Annotated in this window: 10 protein-coding genes; 5 read left to right on the forward strand and 5 right to left on the reverse strand. The window is 57.8% G+C overall.

Translation table 11 applies throughout. The features are described 5' to 3' along the window. Window positions 1-163: 163 nt before the first annotated feature. The 3 genes from GGD63_RS17095 (at window position 164) to GGD63_RS17105 (ending at window position 3991) form a co-directional block, all read left to right on the forward strand. Window positions 164-2839 carry a PAS domain-containing protein gene (locus GGD63_RS17095; protein WP_183243947.1) on the forward strand — a complete coding sequence of 892 codons (2676 nt, stop codon included), beginning with the start codon at window positions 164-166 and terminating at the stop codon, window positions 2837-2839. Then, window positions 2836-3519: a response regulator transcription factor gene (locus GGD63_RS17100; RefSeq protein ID WP_409334073.1), complete on the forward strand. Its 684-nt coding sequence runs from the start codon at window positions 2836-2838 to the stop codon at window positions 3517-3519. Before GGD63_RS17095 ends, GGD63_RS17100 begins: the two co-directional genes overlap by 4 nt. Before the next feature lie 85 nt (window positions 3520-3604). Then, the gene (locus GGD63_RS17105; protein WP_246785527.1) at window positions 3605-3991 is read left to right on the forward strand and encodes a response regulator transcription factor; all 387 of its coding nucleotides are present in this window, start codon (window positions 3605-3607) and stop codon (window positions 3989-3991) included. A 1070-nt stretch (window positions 3992-5061) separates the two neighbouring features. On the opposite strand, the gene GGD63_RS17110 is transcribed toward GGD63_RS17105, so the two are convergent. Both GGD63_RS17110 and glmS read right to left on the reverse strand, forming a co-directional pair. Further along, complete coding sequence (locus tag GGD63_RS17110) at window positions 5062-5715, reverse strand: beta-L-arabinofuranosidase domain-containing protein (RefSeq protein WP_409334074.1); 654 nt, start codon at window positions 5713-5715, stop codon at window positions 5062-5064. 1001 nt (window positions 5716-6716) lie between these two features. Beyond that, complete coding sequence (gene glmS, locus GGD63_RS17115; protein WP_183244234.1) at window positions 6717-8543, reverse strand: glutamine--fructose-6-phosphate transaminase (isomerizing); 1827 nt, start codon at window positions 8541-8543, stop codon at window positions 6717-6719. A gap of 980 nt (window positions 8544-9523) precedes the next feature. Between glmS and gmd the strand changes: the two genes are divergently transcribed. Together gmd and GGD63_RS17125 are read left to right on the forward strand one after the other, a co-directional pair. Further along, window positions 9524-10609: a GDP-mannose 4,6-dehydratase gene (gene gmd / locus GGD63_RS17120; RefSeq protein WP_183243952.1), complete on the forward strand. Its 1086-nt coding sequence runs from the start codon at window positions 9524-9526 to the stop codon at window positions 10607-10609. After that, complete coding sequence (locus GGD63_RS17125; RefSeq protein ID WP_409334075.1) at window positions 10590-11567, forward strand: GDP-L-fucose synthase family protein; 978 nt, start codon at window positions 10590-10592, stop codon at window positions 11565-11567. Before gmd ends, GGD63_RS17125 begins: the two co-directional genes overlap by 20 nt. 309 nt (window positions 11568-11876) lie before the next feature. Here the strand turns inward: GGD63_RS17125 and GGD63_RS17130 are convergent, their stop codons facing one another. The 3 genes from GGD63_RS17130 to GGD63_RS17140 form a co-directional block, all read right to left on the reverse strand. Next, window positions 11877-13016 carry an MFS transporter gene (locus GGD63_RS17130; RefSeq protein ID WP_183244238.1) on the reverse strand — a complete coding sequence of 380 codons (1140 nt, stop codon included), beginning with the start codon at window positions 13014-13016 and terminating at the stop codon, window positions 11877-11879. Window positions 13017-14292: 1276 nt separating this feature from the next. Further along, window positions 14293-17394 (reverse strand): efflux RND transporter permease subunit, encoded by a 3102-nt coding sequence (locus GGD63_RS17135; RefSeq protein ID WP_183243953.1) that lies wholly within the window; start codon window positions 17392-17394, stop codon window positions 14293-14295. Window positions 17395-19953: 2559 nt separating this feature from the next. Next, a complete protein-coding gene (locus GGD63_RS17140) occupies window positions 19954-20316 on the reverse strand; it encodes a hypothetical protein (RefSeq protein WP_183243955.1) in 363 nt (120 codons plus the stop codon). Between the last annotated feature and the right edge of the window lie 394 nt (window positions 20317-20710).

Here is a 20710-nt window from a genome sequence, read left to right on the forward strand (position 1 = left end):
TATACGTACGTCTGTGATGCAATTTTTCTCGGCGCGTGCTCAGTTCACCACCAAGCAATCGAGCGGAACCGCTCACCAGCTGGGTGCTGGTGCCGAGTATTGCCCTATTTTTGCCTAAAATGTTATGGGTCTCCCGCCGGAGAACAAGCCGGACGGCATCAAAATGCGTAGCCCGATCAGCAGTTTAGAATGTTCAGCCCCTCAGTTTACCTTCGGCAGCATAGCGCTGGCCGTGGTAACACTGGCTTGCTTGTACCTTCACGCGCATTTCGCCGCGACGGCGTTCGCCTATTTGTTAGTGGTATTGCTGTTTTCGTTGATGGGCAGCTTCATCGCGTCGTCCGCGCTTTGCATCGTAGCCATCGCTGCTCTCGCTTACTACTTTGCGCCGCCGGCGTTCAGCCTGCGAATCGATGACCCCCAAGATCTGCCGGTGGTTGTTGCATTCTTTATCGCCTCGATTGCGGGAGCGCACCTGATCGGAAAGCTCCGCCAGGAAAGAGAGGCTGCGCGTGTGGTTGCGGCCAAGCTTCAGCGGAGTGCGGCCGATTTGGAGGATCGCGAAAAACGCTGGCGCGCCATCTTCGAGCACAATCCGGCCATGTACTTCATGGTCGATGAAGCCGGCATTGTCCTCAACGTCAATACGCTCGGCGCGACACAACTAGGCTATCCTCGTGCTGAACTGATCGGTCGATCCGTGCTGGACGTATTTCTCGAGGAGGATCGCGCGTTCGTTCGCGAATGCGTTCGGACGTGCCTTGAGGATGTCGGACAAACGCGCACGTGGGACGTCCAGAAAGTCAGGAAGGACGGCTCGGTGTTGTGGGTGCGTGAAAACGCCAAAGCCATGCTCTGGGGCGATGAGCAGCCCATTGTCCTTATCGCCTGCGAAGATATCACGGAGCGAAGGCGGACGGAACTTGCCCTCCAGCGGAGCGAAGCACATTTGGCCCAGGCGCAGGAGTTGAGTCACACAGGCAGCTTCAGCTGGAACCCCACCACGGGCGAAGCCTTCTGGTCAAGGGAAACATTTCGGATTTTCCAATTAGATCCTGAGACAGTGCCGCCGGGGCCGCAGCTCGTCGTTGAGCGCACTCATCCAGATGATAGGGCTTCGGTTAAGGAAATTATCGATCGCGCGATGCGAGACCTGAGCGATTTCGAGCACGAATACCGGCTTCTGCTACCGGACGGCTCGGTAAAGCATATCCATGCGCAGGCACGAGCGACGAGGACAGCCTCTGGTGAGGTCGAGTTTGTTGGGGCAGCTACGGATGTTACGGCGGCGAGGCGAGCAGAACAACAGCTGCGCCGCAGCGAGGCCTATCTGGCCGAAGCCCAGCATCTCACTCACACAGGCAGCTGGTCCTGGGACGTCCACGCTCTAGATTTCGTTTATCGCTCCGCTGAGGTCGATCGCCTGTTTGGATTTAACCCACAAGAGCCGGTTTCGATAGACACAATTCGATCGCGCATCCATCCGGAAGACTTGCCACGGTTACAGGAGGTGCAGCGCCAGGCGATTGAACACGAGGAGGAACGGTTCGAATATGACTTTCGTATCCTTCTACCAGATGGCGGGATAAGACGCATACACTCCGTTGCGCACGTGGCGGTCGGCAGCGATGGTAACGTCAGCGAACTGATCGGAACACATATGGATGTGACCGAGCAACACGCAGCTAGGGAACGACTGGAAAACACACTTGCCGCGCTGCGCGAAAGCGAACAGCGCTTTCGCGACTACGCCGAAACAGCTTCCGACTGGCTCTGGGAGACCGGGCCGGATCATCAGGTCACTCACTTATCCGAGCACACCAGCGCTGCGGGAATTTTGGCGACAGGATTGATGGGCCTGCTTCGCTGGGACATTGCGTGCGACGTCGAAGAGGAACCCGAGAAGTGGCGGCAGCATCGGGCGACATTGGAGGCCCATCTTCCGTTTCGGGATCTCGTCTACCGCACCGTGAATCGGACAGGTTCTCCGATCTACGTCCGCACGAGCGGCAAGCCTTTTTTCGATGGAAAGGGTAATTTTCTCGGCTACCGTGGCGTCAGCACTGACATCACCGCTACCATTCGCGCCGATCAAGCCGAACAAGAACTACGAAAGGCACAGGCGGAGCTTGCGCATGTGACGCGTGTAACAACGTTAGGAGAGCTGACAACTTCGATCGCGCACGAAATAAACCAGCCGCTCGCCGCTATTATCAGCAACGCCGATGCGTGCCTCGGTTGGATGGGGCGGGAAGCTCCTAATCTTCCCGCCGCGCGCTCTTCGGTGGAGTGGATCATCGAAGACGCAATCCGGGCAAGCGAGGTAATCCGTCGTGTTCGCGCGCTCGCGAAGAAAGGCGAGATCGAGATGGTGCCGCTCGATATCAATGAGGTTGTTAAGGACGTCATTGCGTTGGTAACACGAGAGCTGGTGAGTCACCGAGTGACGTTACGAACCGAGTTGACGGAAGGGCTGCCTATGATCCTCGGCGATCGGATTCAGCTACAACAGGTGATCATCAATCTGGTGATGAACGGAATTGAGGCCATGGACGCAGTTACAGACCGGACGCGCGAACTGCTGATTCAATCGTCGAAGGACGATGTGGGGCACGTCCAGCTTGCCGTGACCGATTGCGGCGTCGGCATCGCCGAGAACGACGCGGACCGCATCTTGGATCCCTTCTTCACCACCAAATCGACTGGCCTTGGAATGGGTCTTTCGATCTGCCGGTCGATCGTGGAAGCTCATGGAGGACGACTGTCAATGGTCCACAAAAATGGACCGGGCGCGACGTTCCAGTTTGCCCTGCCGCTGCATAAGGAGGCCGTCTCGTGACAGCACGATTTGACTCGCCAAGTGAAGGCAGCAACGCCAAGACCTCGACAAAGGCGATGGTCTTCGTCGTCGAGGATGACATTTCCATGCGTCGCTCGCTTACGAACCTTTTTCAATCGGTAGGGTTGGACGTCATTGCATTCGGATCGGCTCGCGAAATGCTGCAGAGCACAATTCCGGACGTTATCAGCTGCCTAGTTCTTGATGTCCGGCTGCCGGGCTTGAGCGGCCTTGACTACCAGACCGAGCTAGCGAGGTTGAACATACATGTTCCGATCATTTTTATTACCGGCCATGGCGACATTCCCATGACCGTCAGAGCCATGAAGGAAGGAGCGGTCGATTTTCTCAGCAAACCGTTTCGCGATCAGGAACTGCTTGATGCCGTGGTTGCGGCGACCGAACGCGATCGCAAAAGACGGGAGGCTCAGCAGATCGTCGCGAACCTGCAGTCTCTATTTGAGACCTTAAGCCCGCGCGAGCAGGGGGTGATGAAACTGGTCGCTGCCGGCCTGATGAACAAGCAGGTAGCCGCCGAGCTTGGGCTCGCCGAGATCACGGTCAAGATCTACCGGGGACACGTCATGAAAAAGATGCGTGCACGGTCGCTGGCCGACTTGATCAGAATGACTGAGACGCTGGGAATTCGCGCCAATCGTCCTGAACAAACCCAAGTATGATTTTACAATTTCATCAGTCGAGCCCACTTTTCGCTGAAGGTGGCTAATGCTTGCAGCCGCTATTCTTCCTTCAGGAGGGCTCGTCTTGCCCACGCCTTTGATTTCCGTCGTTGACGACGACGCCTCAGTCCGTGCGGCGACAGATAATCTTTTGAAATCGCGTGGCTACATCGCCCAAATATTTGCGTCGGCCGAGGAACTCCTGAGGTCCCCGCAATTGGACGAGACATCCTGTGTCATTACCGATGTGCAGATGTCGGCTATGAGCGGCCTGGAGCTGTTGGCAGAGATGCGGACACGTGGTTACGACGCACCATTCATTTTCATTACCGCTTTCCCCGACGACCGCGTGCGCGCGTCAGCGCTGCGCGCCGGAGCTATTGGCTTCCTCGCCAAACCCTTTGCCGGACAAGCCTTAATCGAGTGCCTCGACACCGCACTGAACGCGTATGACGGCCGAGGCGGCATCTGATGCAATCAACCTGCGGCTTGAATTGATATCGATCTAAACGCCCCACGCGTCGATCTCGCCACCGATCAACCTCTTCGCGGTCAAACACGCTACTTGCTCTAAAACGAGAGCGAGAGGCCAATTGGTTGCCTTGTCCATGCTTTACCGACTATCGCCGGGCGGCTACATTGGTGCAGAACAACGTTATCGCTGCGAGGGCCGGAAGAGTACGCTAGCCCGACTCATTCTGTAGGTCGACGTTCAACGTAATGCTCGCCCAAAGCAATCGACGACCCTAAGCACTTCTTAACTTGTCTGCATCGAGGCTATACTCCATTGCAGAGTGGAGCTGGCGCGAGAGCGCTCGACAAAGCAAGAGATTGGCTGTTTGCAGCCCGACTGCAGTGACGATGATAACGAAGCTTCGCCTAGGACAACCGCCTCGCGTGTTGTGTTGAGGCTTTTCTGGTGAAAGAGCGCTGCACGATGCTCGTGCTCACGGCGTCGTTAGGTCCGTTGACGCATGCCGGCCGTCTTGCCCATCGGGCGCCGCTTCGCTGTGCATTTCCTTGCCCACCGACTCACGGCAGGCGCGACGCGCTTACTACTTCGTAGGCCGTCCTCTGTAGAAGACTTCTGCCTCCAAGCCGTCCAACGTGCTCGGCGCAACAGGCCCGGCCCATCGGCGGCCGGGCGCGCTTTGGCGGCGTCCCATGCAGGTCCTCGCCGCAGCGAGCATTGCCGCAATTGCCTTGCGCAGTGAGCCCCCTACTTCCAACGCTCAAAGAACTCAGCAACCGCCGGGCCAAGGAGCACTCTGGGGGCAGTCTTCTGAGCCAACTCAGAGGAACTCTCAGTCGAAAAGGCTATAAACATCAAGAAGCCCGGAGCAGGCTAGATTAGTCTACTCCATCGGGCGCAAACACCGGGATCCCATGGGTCACATAAAATCATCCTCATAATCGTATGTTGAGGGCCTCGGCGGCGCGGTCACAAAAAATCGCTTGTCCATCTCATCCGGCTGGGATCTCGGTATCACTACCTTCACTGTCGTCAGCTTTGGAAAGATACCGCGCAACAGTGCCTTTTCGCTACCATTCGCCGTCGCTATTCCTTACCCACTTGTCTGACTTCTCTGGGTCGAGGACCATGTTGTCGGCGTCAACCTCGACGAATCCCATCTTTGCCGCACGGGCTCTTGCTTCCGGATTAGCCGGACGCAAATTGAGCAGCGGCTGTTCGCCCTCTATTCGAAGCTGGTGCTCGAGCAGCGCGCAACTTTCCGCGTACGCCGTATCATTTGGCAAATCGTAATCGCTGCTGAACGCTTCGCCGGCGCCTTGCGAGCCGATGGCTCCGGTAATATAGATCTGGCGCTGGACCATGTTTTGCCATAGCCGCAGGCAAGTTTGGCGCTGCTGCTCGTTCTGGCGCAGACGCGCGAGATGAGCTACTGCCGTCATCAGGTATACAAAACGCACCGCTTGACCGGTTGCAGTCCGCTGCTCCGAAAGCGGCAAGTGCGCTTGGCTATACGCTTTGCTTTTTATCATCCAAGGCGTGCCGTCGGATTTGGGGACGCAGGATTGCTGGCGCTTCTCGTACTCAATGTCGTAGAAGTGTGGCTCCGTGCCGCGTTGCTCCACGAAATAATTGGCTAGCGTGAGATATCGCTGCTCCTTTGTCGCTTCGTAGAGGCGTGCCAACGCAAGTTCGATTTCCGGATGGCCATCATAGCCGTGCAACTGATCGCGCTCTGGGCCGAAAACTGTGCAGAGGTGGTCAGCAAGCCTGCAAACGAGCGCCGCCCTCCCAGACATGCGTCGACAGCAGTCGGTCGAGGAGCGGGACAGCAAATCCCGTGCCCGGAATAAGGAGCGGTTCTTCTGGTCAACCAGATCTGTGGCTCCCCGTAGCAACCCGATGCGATCGCTGGCCCACCAACCGGATTTGCCAGTCGTACAGATCCCGCGTCGCTGCAGGGCTGGTCGATCCTGCTATACGAGCGGGTCGGCCGTCGCCGGATCATATAACGACTAGTAGTACTCTCCTGCCGCTACAGTCGGGGGCGCCGCATCCTTCCGGTGCGGCGCCGCCCTGCACTCGATTTTAGGCCCTCGAACTTGCGCGGGAATGTCCAGTTTCTAACAATCCGTTTGATGACACGTAGCAGCTGGGAGGGCCGCGGTGGCGCGTATGGTCCAACCGGATTGCGTGAGCCGCTGCTACCCGCCGAAGCGGCAAACTGGACTGCTAAATCCTAAGCAATCGTCGCCAGGGTCGAAGTGCATGCTCAACGTGCCCAACATGGGGCGGATGCTGGCAATCGGGAAAAGTCCGTTGTCGCGCGTATACGCGGCCAGTGAATAAGCCGCGACGGAGCGGCCCGAAGCTGTTGTGTGCACCGACTTGCTCGTCGGCTTCGGCAAGGTGGGAGGGATGAGCTAGAGAGTCACTTTTATGCACCGAGCTTCAGGCTGATTTGGCCCTGCAAAGGAGATAGCAGGCTGGGTAACCGAGAGCCGACTTGGATCTCCCAAATGTGCGTATTTCCCCCGTTATCGACCGTTCCGCTCGAACGAAAGGTAACGCTCACCCCATTGGCGTTGGTCGATTGACGATGATGACGCAAGCAGGACTGACCCTGCTGGATTGGTCTATCATTGACCTGTTGATACTGGGATCGTTCTCCTTGAGCTCGCCCACTCCATTAGTGGCGTAAATGCTCCAATATAACACTGCCGCCTCATTCCACAGTCACCGATTTTGCTAGATTACGCGGCTGATCCACGTCCGCGCCCCTTACGAGCGCGGTATGGTAAGCCAAGAGCTGAACCGGAATGGCATAGACCATCGGCGTAAAGCTTGCGATCATCTCCGGCAGCACAATGGTCATGAGTGTGTCCACCGTCGCTTCCAAAGCACCCTTCGAATCGGTGATCAGGATGATCTTGCCGCCCCGAGCTGCAACTTCTTGCATATTCGAGACGGTCTTCTCGAAGACCTCGTCATAAGGCGCGATCACCACCACAGGCACTGCCTCATCTATCAGTGCGATCGGTCCGTGCTTGAGCTCGCCGGCGGCATAACCTTCTGAGTGGATATAGGCAATTTCCTTCAGCTTGAGTGCGCCCTCCAGCGCCAGGGGGGCCGATGTGCCACGACCGATATAGAGCACGTCCCTTGTGTCGGCGATATAACGCGCGAGCTTCTCGATCTGCGGTTCAATCAACAGTGCCGCAGCAATCAACCGCGGCACTTCGATAAGCTCACGCACAAGCTTCGTTTCATCGATCTCAGACAGCTTATCACGCTCTTTGCCTGCTGCGACGGCAAGCGCGGCCAATACCATCAGCTGGCAGATGAATGCCTTGGTGGAGGCGACGCCGATTTCTGGGCCGGCCAGCGTCGGCAGAACGGTTTCGCTCTCCCGCGCAATCGTCGACGTCGGGACATTGACCACAGAAATCGTGTGCACGCCCTGGCCCTTGGCGTATCGCAACGCAGCTAGCGTGTCAGCGGTTTCGCCCGACTGCGAGATGACGATCGCGAGATCGCCCCGGCGCAATGGCGCCTCCCTGTAGCGGAACTCGGACGCTACATCGATCTCGACAGGCAAGCGCGCCAGCCGCTCGAACCAGTATTTGGCGATGTGCCCGGCATAGCTTGCGGTGCCGCACGCGGTAATTGAGATGCGCTGAATGGATTTAAAGTCGAACGGCAATGTGAGCGGCAGGGCGACGCGCTTGGCCGCCGTGTCAAGATAATGCGCCAATGTCTTGCCGGCCACTGTCGGCTGTTCGTGGATTTCCTTGGCCATGAAGTGGCGATAATTCGCTTTGTCCACAAGGAGTGACGATACGCCAGACTTTGATGTTTCCCGCTCGACGACAGATCCGTCTACGCTATAAATCGCGCACATCGTGCGCGTAAGCACGGCCCAGTCGCCGTCTTCAAGATAGGTGATGGTGTCGGTCAAAGGCGCGAGCGCGATCGCGTCCGATCCTAGATACATTTCGCCGTTACCATGTCCGATCGCAAGGGGCGACCCCTTACGCGCGCCGATCAAAAGATCGTCGTGGGCCTTGAAAAGGAATGCCAGCGCGAAGGCACCGCGCAGCCGCGGCAGCGACGCTTGTACCGCATCCTGCGGCGAGTAACCCTTCTTGAGATAAGATTCGACGAGATGCGCCACCACCTCCGTGTCTGTCTCTGAGTTAAAATGGGCTCCATTCCCCTCCAGTTCGCCTCGCAGCTCGCGGAAATTCTCAATGATCCCGTTATGAACGACCGCGACATTTTCCGTCGCATGCGGGTGAGCATTGCTCTCGGTCGGCCTTCCATGGGTCGCCCAGCGGGTATGACCGATGCCTGTATGACCCGACGGCGGATAATAGCGCAGCTGCTCCTCAAGGTTTCTCAGCTTACCTTCAGCGCGGCGGCGCTCGATACGGAGACCTTCGAGAGTCGCGAGGCCTGCGGAGTCGTAGCCACGATATTCCAATCTCTTGAGCGAGGCGACCAACTGCCCAACGACCGGACCACGTCCCAAAATGCCGACAATTCCACACATATCGATCAATGCAGCCCAAGTTTAAGGAGTCGGACGTTCCCCTACAGGAACACGGTCCTGAAATTCGCTTGCCCGATGGTAGCAGGTGTCAAGTTCGGTTTTCGCGGCCGCCTGTATCGCCGCCGTATTCACAAGCGTGAGTTAGATCTCTTTCAGCCATCATCGCTTCGCCCGGCTACATTCCGCTTTTGACTGCCGATCGAGTACAAACCGCGCAGGAGCTCTAGCTTGAATTGTCCCCTCTTAGATCATACTCGAACGGAGGCAACTTACGCTCGGTCAAGATTAAAGGATTGTCGCCGAAGCTCCATTGTACGAAAGTAAGCTCTCGATATCGAAACGTTCGACGATCTATACCAACGTTTGCTACTCTTTCTCACTTTGTCTCGCGTCGACCGTCACTGCCGGCCGCGAGGTGGATATTGGCAACGGCGCTGATCATGGTTGATGGGTCGACCTACAAGATTGCGCGTTCTGTTCGGCAGTTAACAGCGCTTTGTAGTCTGCGACTCTAGGAGCAGGCTTAGCCGTGTGCTAGCTTGCTCGCCATCTTTCCGACAAATGCCTTGACGAATGCGACCTAAGCTTGTCGCTCTCCCACGCCATGACGAGACCACGCGAAATGCACATATGCTTCTTGAGGATAGATAAGGAGCACAGAGCGTCGCTTCTATCTCATTGGAAATATCGCCCAGGGGCAAGCGCGCCCCGGGCGCGCGTAAGGGCGTTTTGCCATCCATCTCGCCTGCTTAGAGTATCGCGCCGCTAGGGTTAGTGGGCTTCATTTTTGAAGCTCAATGTGTTGGCATCCTGCAGTCCAAATATAAATGAATGTATAGAGTGTGCATTCCTGCATGATGTGTATGACTGGAGCTAACGATCGCTTTCCTTTGATTGCGGGTGGAGCGGGCGTGCGCATCTAGATTTTTCGAGAAACGGCTCCGCAATGGTGTTTCTTTGCGGCGCTACTAAGGGAGACCATGGCGGCTCAGGACACAAAGCGGCGCGTTGCGTTGATTACGGGCGTCACCGGTCAGGACGGCGCCTATCTCGCCGAATATCTGCTGTCGCTCGGCTATGTCGTGCACGGCATCAAGCGGCGCTCGTCCTCGTTCAACACGGCGCGTGTCGACCACCTCTACCAGGACCCGCATGTCGGCAACGTGCCGTTCCTGATGCACTATGGCGACATGACGGATTCGACCAATCTGATCCGCCTGGTGCAACAGATCCGCCCCACAGAGATCTACAATCTCGCCGCGCAAAGCCACGTCGCCGTCAGCTTCGAGAGCCCGGAATACACCGCCAACGCCGACGCCATCGGCGTGCTGCGCCTGCTGGAAGCGATCCGCATCCTCGGCATGGAGAAGGAGACGCGGTTCTACCAGGCTTCAACCTCCGAGCTCTACGGTCTCGTGCAGGAGATCCCGCAGAAGGAGACGACGCCGTTCTATCCGCGCTCGCCTTATGGCGTCGCCAAGCTCTACGGCTACTGGATCACGGTGAACTACCGCGAAGCCTACGGCATGTTCGCCAGCAACGGCATCCTGTTCAACCATGAGAGCCCGATCCGCGGCGAGACGTTTGTGACGCGCAAGATCACGCGCTGCGTGTCGCGCATCGAGGTCGGCCTGGAAGACGCGCTCTATCTCGGCAATCTCGAGGCCAAACGCGACTGGGGTCATGCCAGGGATTACGTCGAGGGCATGCACAAGATCCTGCAGGCCGACAAGCCGGACGATTTCGTGCTCGCCACCGGCGAGATGCACTCGGTGCGCGAGATGGTCGAGCTGTCGTTCGCGCAGGTCGGCCGCCGCATCGTCTGGCGCGGCAAGGGCGTCGACGAGACCGGCATCGACGAGAAGAGCGGCAAGACGGTCGTGAAGATCGATCCGACCTATTTCCGCCCGACCGAGGTCGATCTCCTGATCGGCGATGCCAGCAAGGCGCGCGAGGTGCTCGGCTGGACGCCGAAGCGGACGTTTGCGGAGCTGGTCGCGGAAATGATGAGAAGCGATCTGGCCGAGGCGAAGCGGGATGCAGGCCATGGTCAACACAGCGTTTGAGCTGAGGGGCAAAAGCGTCTACGTCGCCGGTCATCGCGGCATGGTCGGCAGCGCGCTCGTGCGCCGGCTCGAGCAGGAAGACGTCCAGCTCGTCACGGCGGCCAGGGGCGAGGTCGATCTGCGCAACCAGGCCGCCGTGTTCGACTGGTTCGCGCGCATGCGGCCGCAGGTGGTGTTCCTTGCTGCCGCCAAAGTCGGCGGCATCGTCGCCAATGACACGCTGCGCGCCGAGTTCATCTACGACAACATCGCGATCGCCGCGAACGTGATCCAGGCCGCGCATCAGAATCGCACCGAGAAGCTGATGTTCCTCGGCTCCTCCTGCATCTATCCGAAGCTGGCGCCGCAGCCCCTGCGCGAGGACTCGGTGCTGACGGGCCCGCTGGAGCCGACCAACGAGCCCTATGCGATCGCCAAGATCGCCGGCATCAAGATGGCGGAGGCCTATCGCAGCCAGTATGGCAGCGACTTCATCAGCGTGATGCCGACCAATCTCTACGGTCCCGGCGACAATTATCATCCCGAGTACAGCCACGTGGTTGCCGCCCTGGTCCGCCGCTTCCACGAGGCGAAGCTCGCGGGCTCGAAGAGCGTGGTGGTCTGGGGCACCGGCACGCCGCGCCGCGAATTCCTCTACGTTGACGATCTCGCCGACGCCTGCATTTATCTGATGAAGACCTATTCCTCGCCGGAACTGATCAATATCGGTACCGGCGAGGACATCAGCATCGCCGAGTTAGCACTCATGGTCGCGTCCGCCATCGGTTTTCGCGGTGAGATCAGGTTCGACACGTCGCGCCCTGGCGGCACGCCGCGCAAGCTTCTCGACGTCGGGCGGCTGTCCGGGCTCGGCTGGCGCGCCACGACCTCGCTTGAGGACGGCATTCAGCTGGCATACCGGGCGTATCGCGCCGACAGCGATGGGCGGCACCAGAGTGATCTGCCTGTTCCGGGATAACGGGCCAATCCGAGGTATCAATCGGCGGTGAATGTCCAGCCTAGCGGACTTGCCGCTCACGTAACGACCAACTTTGCTTCGCAGTTGACAAGCGTTCATTGTCAACGACGCGGGCTCGGTCGGACGCCAAGTGACGCGGTGTATCCTACCTAGGACGCAGCCAACCACTTGCAGGAAAAGGAGAATGGCCACGATCGAGACCTGCTGCCATGAAGTTGAGAGCTCATCGTCTCTAAGCCGCGAAGCGCCGAGCGCTGGACGGTCATTAGCCGAAAGCGTACTGGTGTCCCTTTCCTCTCGGCCAACGCCTTAGCGAGGCTCTGTCATCATCATCCTCGCCGACAGCGTAACGATGGCCATGAGCGCGCCCAACATCCCAAACGCCAAGCGCAAGCCAAACATGTCTGCGACGAGCCCAATGCCGGCGGGCCCAACGAGTATACCCGCATAGCCGGCTGTCGTGATGACCGCGATCGCAACGCCTGCTGGCATCATTTTCTGTTTTCCGGCGCGTCGACAAAGTACAGGTACAACATTTGAAATACCCAATCCAATAAGCAGGAACCCCGCCATAGCAATCAACGCAACGGGCGCGGCCAGCACAGCCAAGAATCCTGTTACGATCGGCAGAGTCCCGACTATCAATGTGGCACGATCTCCGATTCGCGCCACCACGGCATCTCCGCTGAGACGCCCTGCGGCCATTGCGATTGAGAAGAGCATACAACCAATGCCCCCGTGCGCTTCCGCGAGAAGATCTCGTTCAACGAGAAGCAAAGCGCTCCAATCGAGCATTGCACCTTCGACAAGAAAGGTGATAGCCGCGAGCACAGCTATTAGCAACACACTGCGATGGGGCAAAACAAACGATGGCCCCTGCTGCCCCGACCCCGCCGCGAGCAACCCCGGCCAGGCCGATACAATCGCGCTTGTCATTAACGCCGAACAGACCAACGTCGAAAAAAGCGGGCCAAGCTGCAGCGACAGGAACGAGGTCACGGCGGCAGAGCCGGTGAATTCCCCAATGCTGTACTGGGCGTGGAAGCCAGACATCAATGGACGGCCCGTGGCGCGCTCCAATTCAATCGCATGAATGTTCATGGCCACATCGATCGAGCCGAGTGAAACGCCGAAAGCAGACAGCGCAGCACCGAGCCTGACAGGTGTGTCGGCAATTGCAAGGCACGGCAGCATGATCGCGAGTCCAAGTCCACCCGCGAGGATAATGGGCCTGCTGCCGTACCGCGCATTCCACAGGCTCGTCAAAAGCATAGCGATGACGGATCCCGTCCCGAGGCAGAGCAGAAGAAGACCAAGCATGCGGTCATCCACCGCGAGCCGCTCCTTGGCGAGTGGCACCAAAGGCGCCCAGGCCGCGAGGCCGAATCCGGCCACAAAAAATGCGAGCCGCGTCCCAACTAGGCCGGCAGACCAATTGGCAGATGGTATCACGGGCGCTCCTGAGAGAACGGGCTCGTGAGCGCCGCGCCCCTCATCCTGCGTGCGTTGGCTGCAAGCGGCGCTCGACAATGATGACCTCAAGTTGACATTCCTTATCCCTGCAAATGCAATGCCGTCGCAAAAACTGGTCTGCGTCACAGGGCGAGCGTCAAATTGGGGTGGTCGTCGAGCCCGTGGATGCGGTGTTCCGGGTAATCCTTCCCAGATGAGCTGGTCTGCGACAACCGGAGGCGCAACGCTGGCTATGGCTTTGTCGCCAAGCCTACAAACCCTGCAAAGCAAACGGCGCCCGACGCCACTGTGTACTTGGCGCGAACACCGCCGTAGGTTTTCAGCCAGCTTTTGCAGCCAATCGGAAGCTCTCAAGCCGCCAATCTCAGCCCGATCGATTATTCCTGGTTTCTGACGGGCTGGTTGTTAAACAGCATCGTTAAGGACGGGACGAAGATAGTCGTGACGAATAGAGCATGCGAGCATCGATCCGAATGGCAGACTTATCATCCGCTTACTTCGATAGGGCGGCGGCCCGGAGGTTGCAGCAGGGGCGGGCAGAACGATCGTGTAGATGGCGAATTGAACTAGCCGGCTGCAGGCAGCTCAACGCATAGTGGAGCGCGATGCGCGGCAAGGTGCGAGGAAGATGGGAAACACGCGTCTCGAAATCACCTGCACACCTTCACGTAAACGCTCGGGAGGATCTCGATCAAATCGCGGGTGAGAATGCGATTGGTGTAGAGAACCGGCGCAAGGGTACAATGAGCACGAAAAGCCGCAGCCGATGGTTCCGTTTGCAAAGAACGCAAAATGCGTCGCTGCGGCCACATACCACACTCTCCTTAGCTCCACTCCAGAGAGCGTCGGGTCACCCTCAGGAAACCAGCCTGTCATGGATACGGGCCTCCTCACGGCTGTTTCCTCGCACAAGGTATTTTAAACCGGCTTGCCTCTTTTTCTGCCAGCGACCAACTCGATCAAACGGACGCAAATAATACCTGATCGGCAGTGCTTGGGATTCCACTATTTATCAGGAGAGCATAAATTCTCTTCTCACCCTCAAGAAGGTCGATCTTGGTGCTCTACTGCCGTGAATGTCGAGCGTAATTCACCTTGGCGGAGCAGCAGCGGAGCACCCGTTCTTCGCCGAGCACCGGACTTGCCAAGCTCGGCATCACGGGGCGTGAAGATCTCGATTTGCAGGTGAGGCGCGAAGCGGTCGCAAGCGGCTTCCCTTGCCACACTGAGCGAACCTGAATTCAATTTATCATCATTGCCTGGCCATCTGGGCATCACCAGCGCCGGTTAGGTCCAGCTCGGTGGTGATGTTCGCGCGGTCAGAGCTCACATCAGCACGGTGGTCGGACGCGATTGCGACATACACCGCCGGCAGCACGAAGAGCGTGATCAGCGTGCCGACCGACATGCCAGCGACCAGCACGAGCCCGATCGAGAAGCGGCTCGCGGCGCCAGCCCCCGTTGCGGTCAACAAGGGTATAAAGCCCGTGACCATTGCCGCCGTAGTCATCAAGATTGGGCGCAGTCGGACGCGCGCCGCCATCTCTATAGCCGAGCGACGGTCAAGTCTCTCCTTGAGCTGTAGTTCATTGGCGAACTCAACCATCAGGATGCCATGCTTGGAAATCAACCCGACCAGTGTCAACAGTCCAACCTGGGTGTAGATGTTCATAGTCGCCCAGCCAAAGAATGGCGGAATCAAGGCGCCGACCATTGCCATCGGCACGCTGATCATGATGATGAGCGGATCGCGCAGACTTTCGAACTGCGCTGAAAGCACTAAGAATATGATGATCAGTGCAAATGCAAATGTAATGGCGAGTTGATTACCCTCGTGCACATACTGGCGGGCGTCGGCCAGGAAGTCGTGACTGAAGCCTGCGGGAAGTTTCTTCGCTTCGGCTTCTAGGAAATCCACAGCCTGTTCGATCGTGACGCCGGGCATCGGCACGGCCTGAAAGGTCGCGCAGTTGAGCTGATTATAGTGGGTGAGCGCGTTCGGATCGGTCGCAGTCTCGGTTGAGACTACGGTAGACAGCGGAAGCATCGATCCCGTCGCAGTCTTCACATAATAGCTCCCGATTGCTTGCGCCGCCATGCGTTCCTCTCGTGGCACCTGCGGGATCACCTGGTACGAGCGGCCCTGCAAACTGAAGCGGTTGACGTAGTTCCCCCCAAGTAAGGTGGCGAGCGCGTTACCGATCGTCTGCATGGTAACGCCAAGCTCGCCAGCCTTGGAACGATCAATCTTGATTCGCACCACCGGCTGGTTAAACTCGAGATCGGAGTCGCTCACCACGAAAAGACCGCTCTTCTGCGCGGCATCCTTCAGCTTCGACATCTGCTCGTAGATGGAGTGAAAGCTAAGCGTCGAATTGAGTACCATTTGCACTGGTAAGCCATCCGACCCCCCGGGAAGGGGAGGTAAGCTAAAGGCAAACGCGTTGATGCCTTCGATTTTGGATAGCTCGGTCTGGACAAGCGACTTTAGTCCAATCGATGATCGCTTGCGCTCGTCCCACGGCTTGAGCAACATGCCGGCCATGCCACTCTGCTTTCCGCTAACGCCGTTGAGCACGAAGCTCAAGTCAGTCTCTGGAAATTTCTTGAACACGTTTTCAAGCTTGGTGCCGTAATAGTCGAGGTAGTCGATATTGGCGTATTTCGGCGCCTTCGTTAGCGCGAATACGATACCTTGATCCTCCTCCGGCGCGAGCTCCTTGGAAATATTCATATAGAGAAAGCCGACAAGGCCCAGCATGGTCAGCGCAAACAGGCCGACAACTGGGCGATAGTCGAGCGAACGGTCGAGCTTGTGGCCGTACCATCGTGTTATGGCGCCGAAGCCGCGGTTCACAAGGCTTGCAAATCGCCCCCCCTCGGCGCGCCTCAAGAATAGCGAGCACATCATGGGTGACAGCGTCAATGCGATCACGCCTGACACAATCACCGCTCCCGCTAGCGTAAATGCAAATTCGCGGAACAACGCACCGGTGAGGCCGCCGAGAAATCCGATTGGGGCATATACCGCAGCCAAGGTAATCGTCATGGAGATAACGGGACCGACGATCTCGCGCGCGCCGGTTGTGGCCGCCTGTAGGGGCGGTGCACCTTCTTCTAAATGGCGATGAATGTTCTCCACCACCACAATCGCGTCATCGACAACGAGACCGATCGCGAGAACCATCGCAAGGAGAGTCAGCAGATTAAACGAAAACCCCAGCGCCAGCATCATGCTGCAGACGCCAATGAGCGACAACGGAATGGTGACCACAGGAATGATGACCGACCGCAGCGAGGCCAGGAACAGAAAGATCACGACGACCACGACCGCGACGGCCTCAATGAGCGTCTTCTCCACTTCATCGATCGATGATTGAATAAATGTGGTGGAGTCGTAGGCCACTTTCATCCTCACCGACGGCGGCAGGTTACGCTCAATTTCCGGAAACAGCGCCCGAACGCCTTGCACTATGTTTAGCGGATTGCCCTGTGGGCTCGCCTGCACGCCGATAAAGACCGCGTGCTCGCCGTTCATCGTGACGCTAGTGTCTGTCGTCTGCGCGGCAAGCTCGACCGTTGCAATGTCCTCCATGCGCACCAGTCCACCGTCATTGGCTTTGACGATCATGCGCTTGAAATCATCGACACTCCTCAGATCTGTATTTGCCGTAACATCAGAGATAGTGAAATAGCCTTTGGTCTGACCGACCGCGGCCTGGAAGTTGTTAGCGGCAATTGCAGCCGAAACCTCAGCCGGCGACACATCGTGCCCAGCCATTTTCGCAGGGTCGAGCCATAGCCGCATCGCAAAACTCTGGCCACCCAGCATCTCTGCAGTTGCGACCCCGTCGACCGTTGAGATAACCGGTTGCACCACGCGCGAGAGGTAGTCGGAGATCGCGCTGGCCGCAAGTTCCTCGCTGGAGAAGGCAATAAACATGACAGCCGTGGCCTGACCGGTCGACTTCGTGACGACAGGATCGTTTGATTCCTTAGGGATCAGGTATTTGACTGAGTTGACCTTGGAGAGCACCTCCGTGAGCGCTTCGTTGGAGCTGAAATTAAGCTTGACATGAACTTGGATGGTCGAGGTACCAAGCACAGACGAGGAAGTGATGTAGTCGACGCCCTCGGCGGACGCGACTGCTTGCTCGAGGGGAGTGGTGATGAACCCCTGGATCATGTCGGCGGAGGCACCAGGATAGGAAGTCGTGATATTGATGACCGTACTGGATAGCTTGGGATATTGCCGGATCGGCAGTAGGGTGGCGGCGCGCAGGCCGATCAGCAGGATCAGGAAACTGACGACGATAGACAATACCGGGCGTTTGATGAAAAGCTCGGTGGTCATGTCGACTCGTCCTTCGAAAGTGGGATGCAAATTCGCCGGCAACGTACACCAGCGAGGATCATCAATGCGGCGACTGTACTAAAGCCCCCAGCACAAGCGACGCGTTATTGGCTACTCTAAGGGCTCACACGCTCGCGAGCGCGGACGCTCTATCCTCCGCTTCCAATTTCGTCGCTCAAATAAATGCTATTCCGCTAATCTGGTGGCTGATCGCGATCTCGATAGTGGCACCTTCTAGAAAGCTCTTGCCCTTTTTGCGTGCAACAAGATGTTCGTCTCAACACCTGATTGGAACGCGCCGACTTCTGGCAAGGCATCAGTTCAGACTTCGCACTGAACCGCAGATCGAATGATCCAGGTTCGACATCGAAAGTACAAACGATCTAACCGGCGCTCAACTCTACAAAGGTAAGTGGGTGATATAGCATCGGCTACAAAATACTATACCAAGGTTTGTCGAATTGGCTGCTGATCGCCGCCGTAAGACTTGCGGGGTTTCCGAACACAAGGTTCACGGCCCCACATATTTCGTGCGCACGCGCTGTCGCTTCGCTCACTCACGAACAAAGTAGTATCGGCGCTCGCCCTCTGCTACCAGCTCGGTACGCCTCTCGTAACAGTGGCTTGAGCGTTTCTTTCAGCTCGATATACTGCGCACGGTTTGGCTACTCATTGTGCTACCGAGTGGTCTCACAGACATCCTATTCGAACCACTTGCCCCCGCTGCGACCCCTCTAGAAGCGCGCGTATGCGCGCAGCGATCTCCCGTGCTTCCTTCGGCCGCAGGTTGGGCTTCATGCAATCGAGTATGGCTAGCATCGCCTGAACTTCGTCGATGTTAAATGCGGCGGCGTTGCGATCTGATCGTCCCAGAGACTGATCGGCGGCACGGGCTTGATTGGCCGCAAGCACCGCAAGGGCTTGCGACCGCAAGGACGTGATATGCCGCTCGAATACATGCATTTGTTGGCCTGTAGCTGCCCTGTGGGCATGGTGCCGCAAGCGCTGGCGGCCAACCCCGTCGCGAAGACTGGAGCTGGCCACCTTTGCTCCCGTGAGGCTCAAATTCTCAAGGCTATCAACTTGTATCTTCTAGAAGTACCGAAGGGCACCTACCAAAATCGGTCGGCCCCACCCCTCATCGGCAGCTCTCTAGGTTGGGGCCTTGCTTGGGAGAAACACCAGCATGTCCAGACAGGTGCGCTTTGCATGAACAAGAATGACGGGCCAAACACGCATGTGAGACGCAAGAATGTTGACGAAGTAAATCCAGACGGAACGCGATAGAAGCAGTCCCTTTGGAAAGATTATCCGAGACGCCGAAAGCCACGATAGGGAGTACCACGTTGAAGAATCGGCAACGCAGTCGGCGCCGTCGTCGCCACAAATGGCGGACACAATTGCACCAAGACAACAGCGGACGGGCTTCGCAGGCAATCTCCTCCCCTCCAGAGGGTTGGTGATGATTGATCGGAAGCAGTGCGGCGCGACTCGGCGTCGTTTGGTTGCACTACTGGAGCAGACGCTGTCACTGCCTGCCTCTACTGCTAGTTGAACTTGACACTCCGCGCTCGCCCCCCCACGGGGCAGCGCTGTCCCTGCAACCCCGCTAACCGGCTCCAAGCTCAGCTAGCGGTGGCAAGATGCTGATCGGGAGCTCCGCAAAACGAGTAATACTGCCAGAACGAGACCTAACCCGAGTTGGAAGCGGTGCGAACGGGTCGACGCCTGACGGCCTGGGGGCATCATGAGGCACGATCCCTGCCGCATCCGCGGTGCAATGAGCTTAACGGAAGCGTAACTCGGCACATGGTGGTCCTTCAGCTCATGCGCTGTCCCTGCCACGCCCCCGTTAAACCCAATGATTGTTTATCGGGGCTGGCTTACAGAAAGCTGACAGACCTGCGCAGCAATTTACATAACGAAAAGTGGCCCCATGTGGCTGCTTGCCGCCAGAGCAATATCGACGTTTCCGCGTCAGACAGTAGCCACCCGGCATGCTTGCGATCACCGGCAGCCGCTCCGGGGCGACGCGCCGGATGGCGCGCAGCCAATCCACTGAACGTTTATGTCTGATTGACCTTACGCCCCCGGCCCGTGGGCCGTCGCCTCAGGGTACGGTGGGACTTTAGCGATAGAGCGTCCTCGGGTGACCTACCAGCATTGGTGGTCATGCACAGCAATCGAGAAACTGTTGGTCAAACTTGAAGAGCGAGCGGGTTAACGCCGCTCAGTCCTCCAGAGCGATCAGACGACGCCAGGGCGCCGCTATCTCGCCGTATCTCTTCTTCAGCTGCGGTAAATAAAAAAGACCGAGCACATCCAAAAGCGCGGCTAACCGCAGCACTCGTCGATCAAGCGGGGTGCGTTCTTGGCCGCCTAGCCTTCTACGCGAGCGATCTTGCGTTCGCTGAATCGTTCCCCACCCACCTGCGATGACGAGTTCGCGCGTCGGTCGATCTGTGAAGCGAAAGAATTCTTCTCAACCTTCTTCGGGCACCAATGACGCTGATCCCGGACTGATTGGCCCTGCTCGGCCAGAAATTAGCGTTGACGACGTTAGGCCATGGCTTTTATTCTCTTCGACCAGTTCAACGCGGTACGCTCGCCCATTTGCGCCGCCGTATCATACCAGAAGTGTACTCGCGCCCCAACCGAAAGCGAGACGTCGCAATTGATCACGGTTCGGTCTGTGAAATAATAATCGCGCGTCTCGCCATCGGCATGCAGGAGGCCATAGTAGCCGCGATCGTTCGGCTTGATCTTGACGACTCGGCCAAGCGTTTCAGGCAATGGCAGAAGCCGAACGTTCCGCGCGCGCGGATTTCGACCCATACGTCGTATGCCATAGTCGAAGCTAACCCTCGTATGCGGCGCGTCTATCTCGCTCGCGCCGCAGCCGAACCAGATCGCGCTCGTCAAAGTAGACGGTTAGCTCACGGTCGCACCCCTTACCAAGCGCCGCGTCGACGATATCGTCGTAGTGCCGGCTCCGATTGTTGCGGTCTTCGGGGAAGACAATGATTCGACCCTCAGCCATGAGAGAAACTCGCGATCTCGTTTCAGGGAACCGGAGATTGCGTCAAACTCGGTACTGGCTTCACTTCGAAGCGGCCGCTCAGCCACGAACGAATCAAACTTTTCAGGTGCGTCGGGGTGTCGCCGCCCCAGGAACCTCGGTCGAAAAATCGGTGGAAGCGCGACACTGCCGCGACGCTGTCTCCATTGCGTTGCGACATTGGGTTTCGTGGTCACCTCAGCAGGGTTCTAGTTCTCGTCGGTTCATAAACCAATGTTTCAGCGTCGAGCACCGGTA

The sequence above is a fragment of the Bradyrhizobium sp. cir1 genome, from assembly GCF_014198245.1.
Classification (GTDB): domain Bacteria; phylum Pseudomonadota; class Alphaproteobacteria; order Rhizobiales; family Xanthobacteraceae; genus Bradyrhizobium.

Excerpts from the sequence above, each read along its gene's own strand:
- GGD63_RS17095 (WP_183243947.1), top strand. The coding sequence starts at position 164 with ATGCGTAGCCCGATCAGCAGTTTAGAATGTTCAGCCCCTCAGTTTACC.
- glmS (WP_183244234.1), bottom strand. The coding sequence starts at position 8,543 with ATGTGTGGAATTGTCGGCATTTTGGGACGTGGTCCGGTCGTTGGGCAG.
- gmd (WP_183243952.1), top strand. The coding sequence starts at position 9,524 with ATGGCGGCTCAGGACACAAAGCGGCGCGTTGCGTTGATTACGGGCGTC.
- GGD63_RS17125 (WP_409334075.1), top strand. The coding sequence starts at position 10,590 with ATGGTCAACACAGCGTTTGAGCTGAGGGGCAAAAGCGTCTACGTCGCC.
- GGD63_RS17135 (WP_183243953.1), bottom strand. The coding sequence starts at position 17,394 with ATGACCACCGAGCTTTTCATCAAACGCCCGGTATTGTCTATCGTCGTC.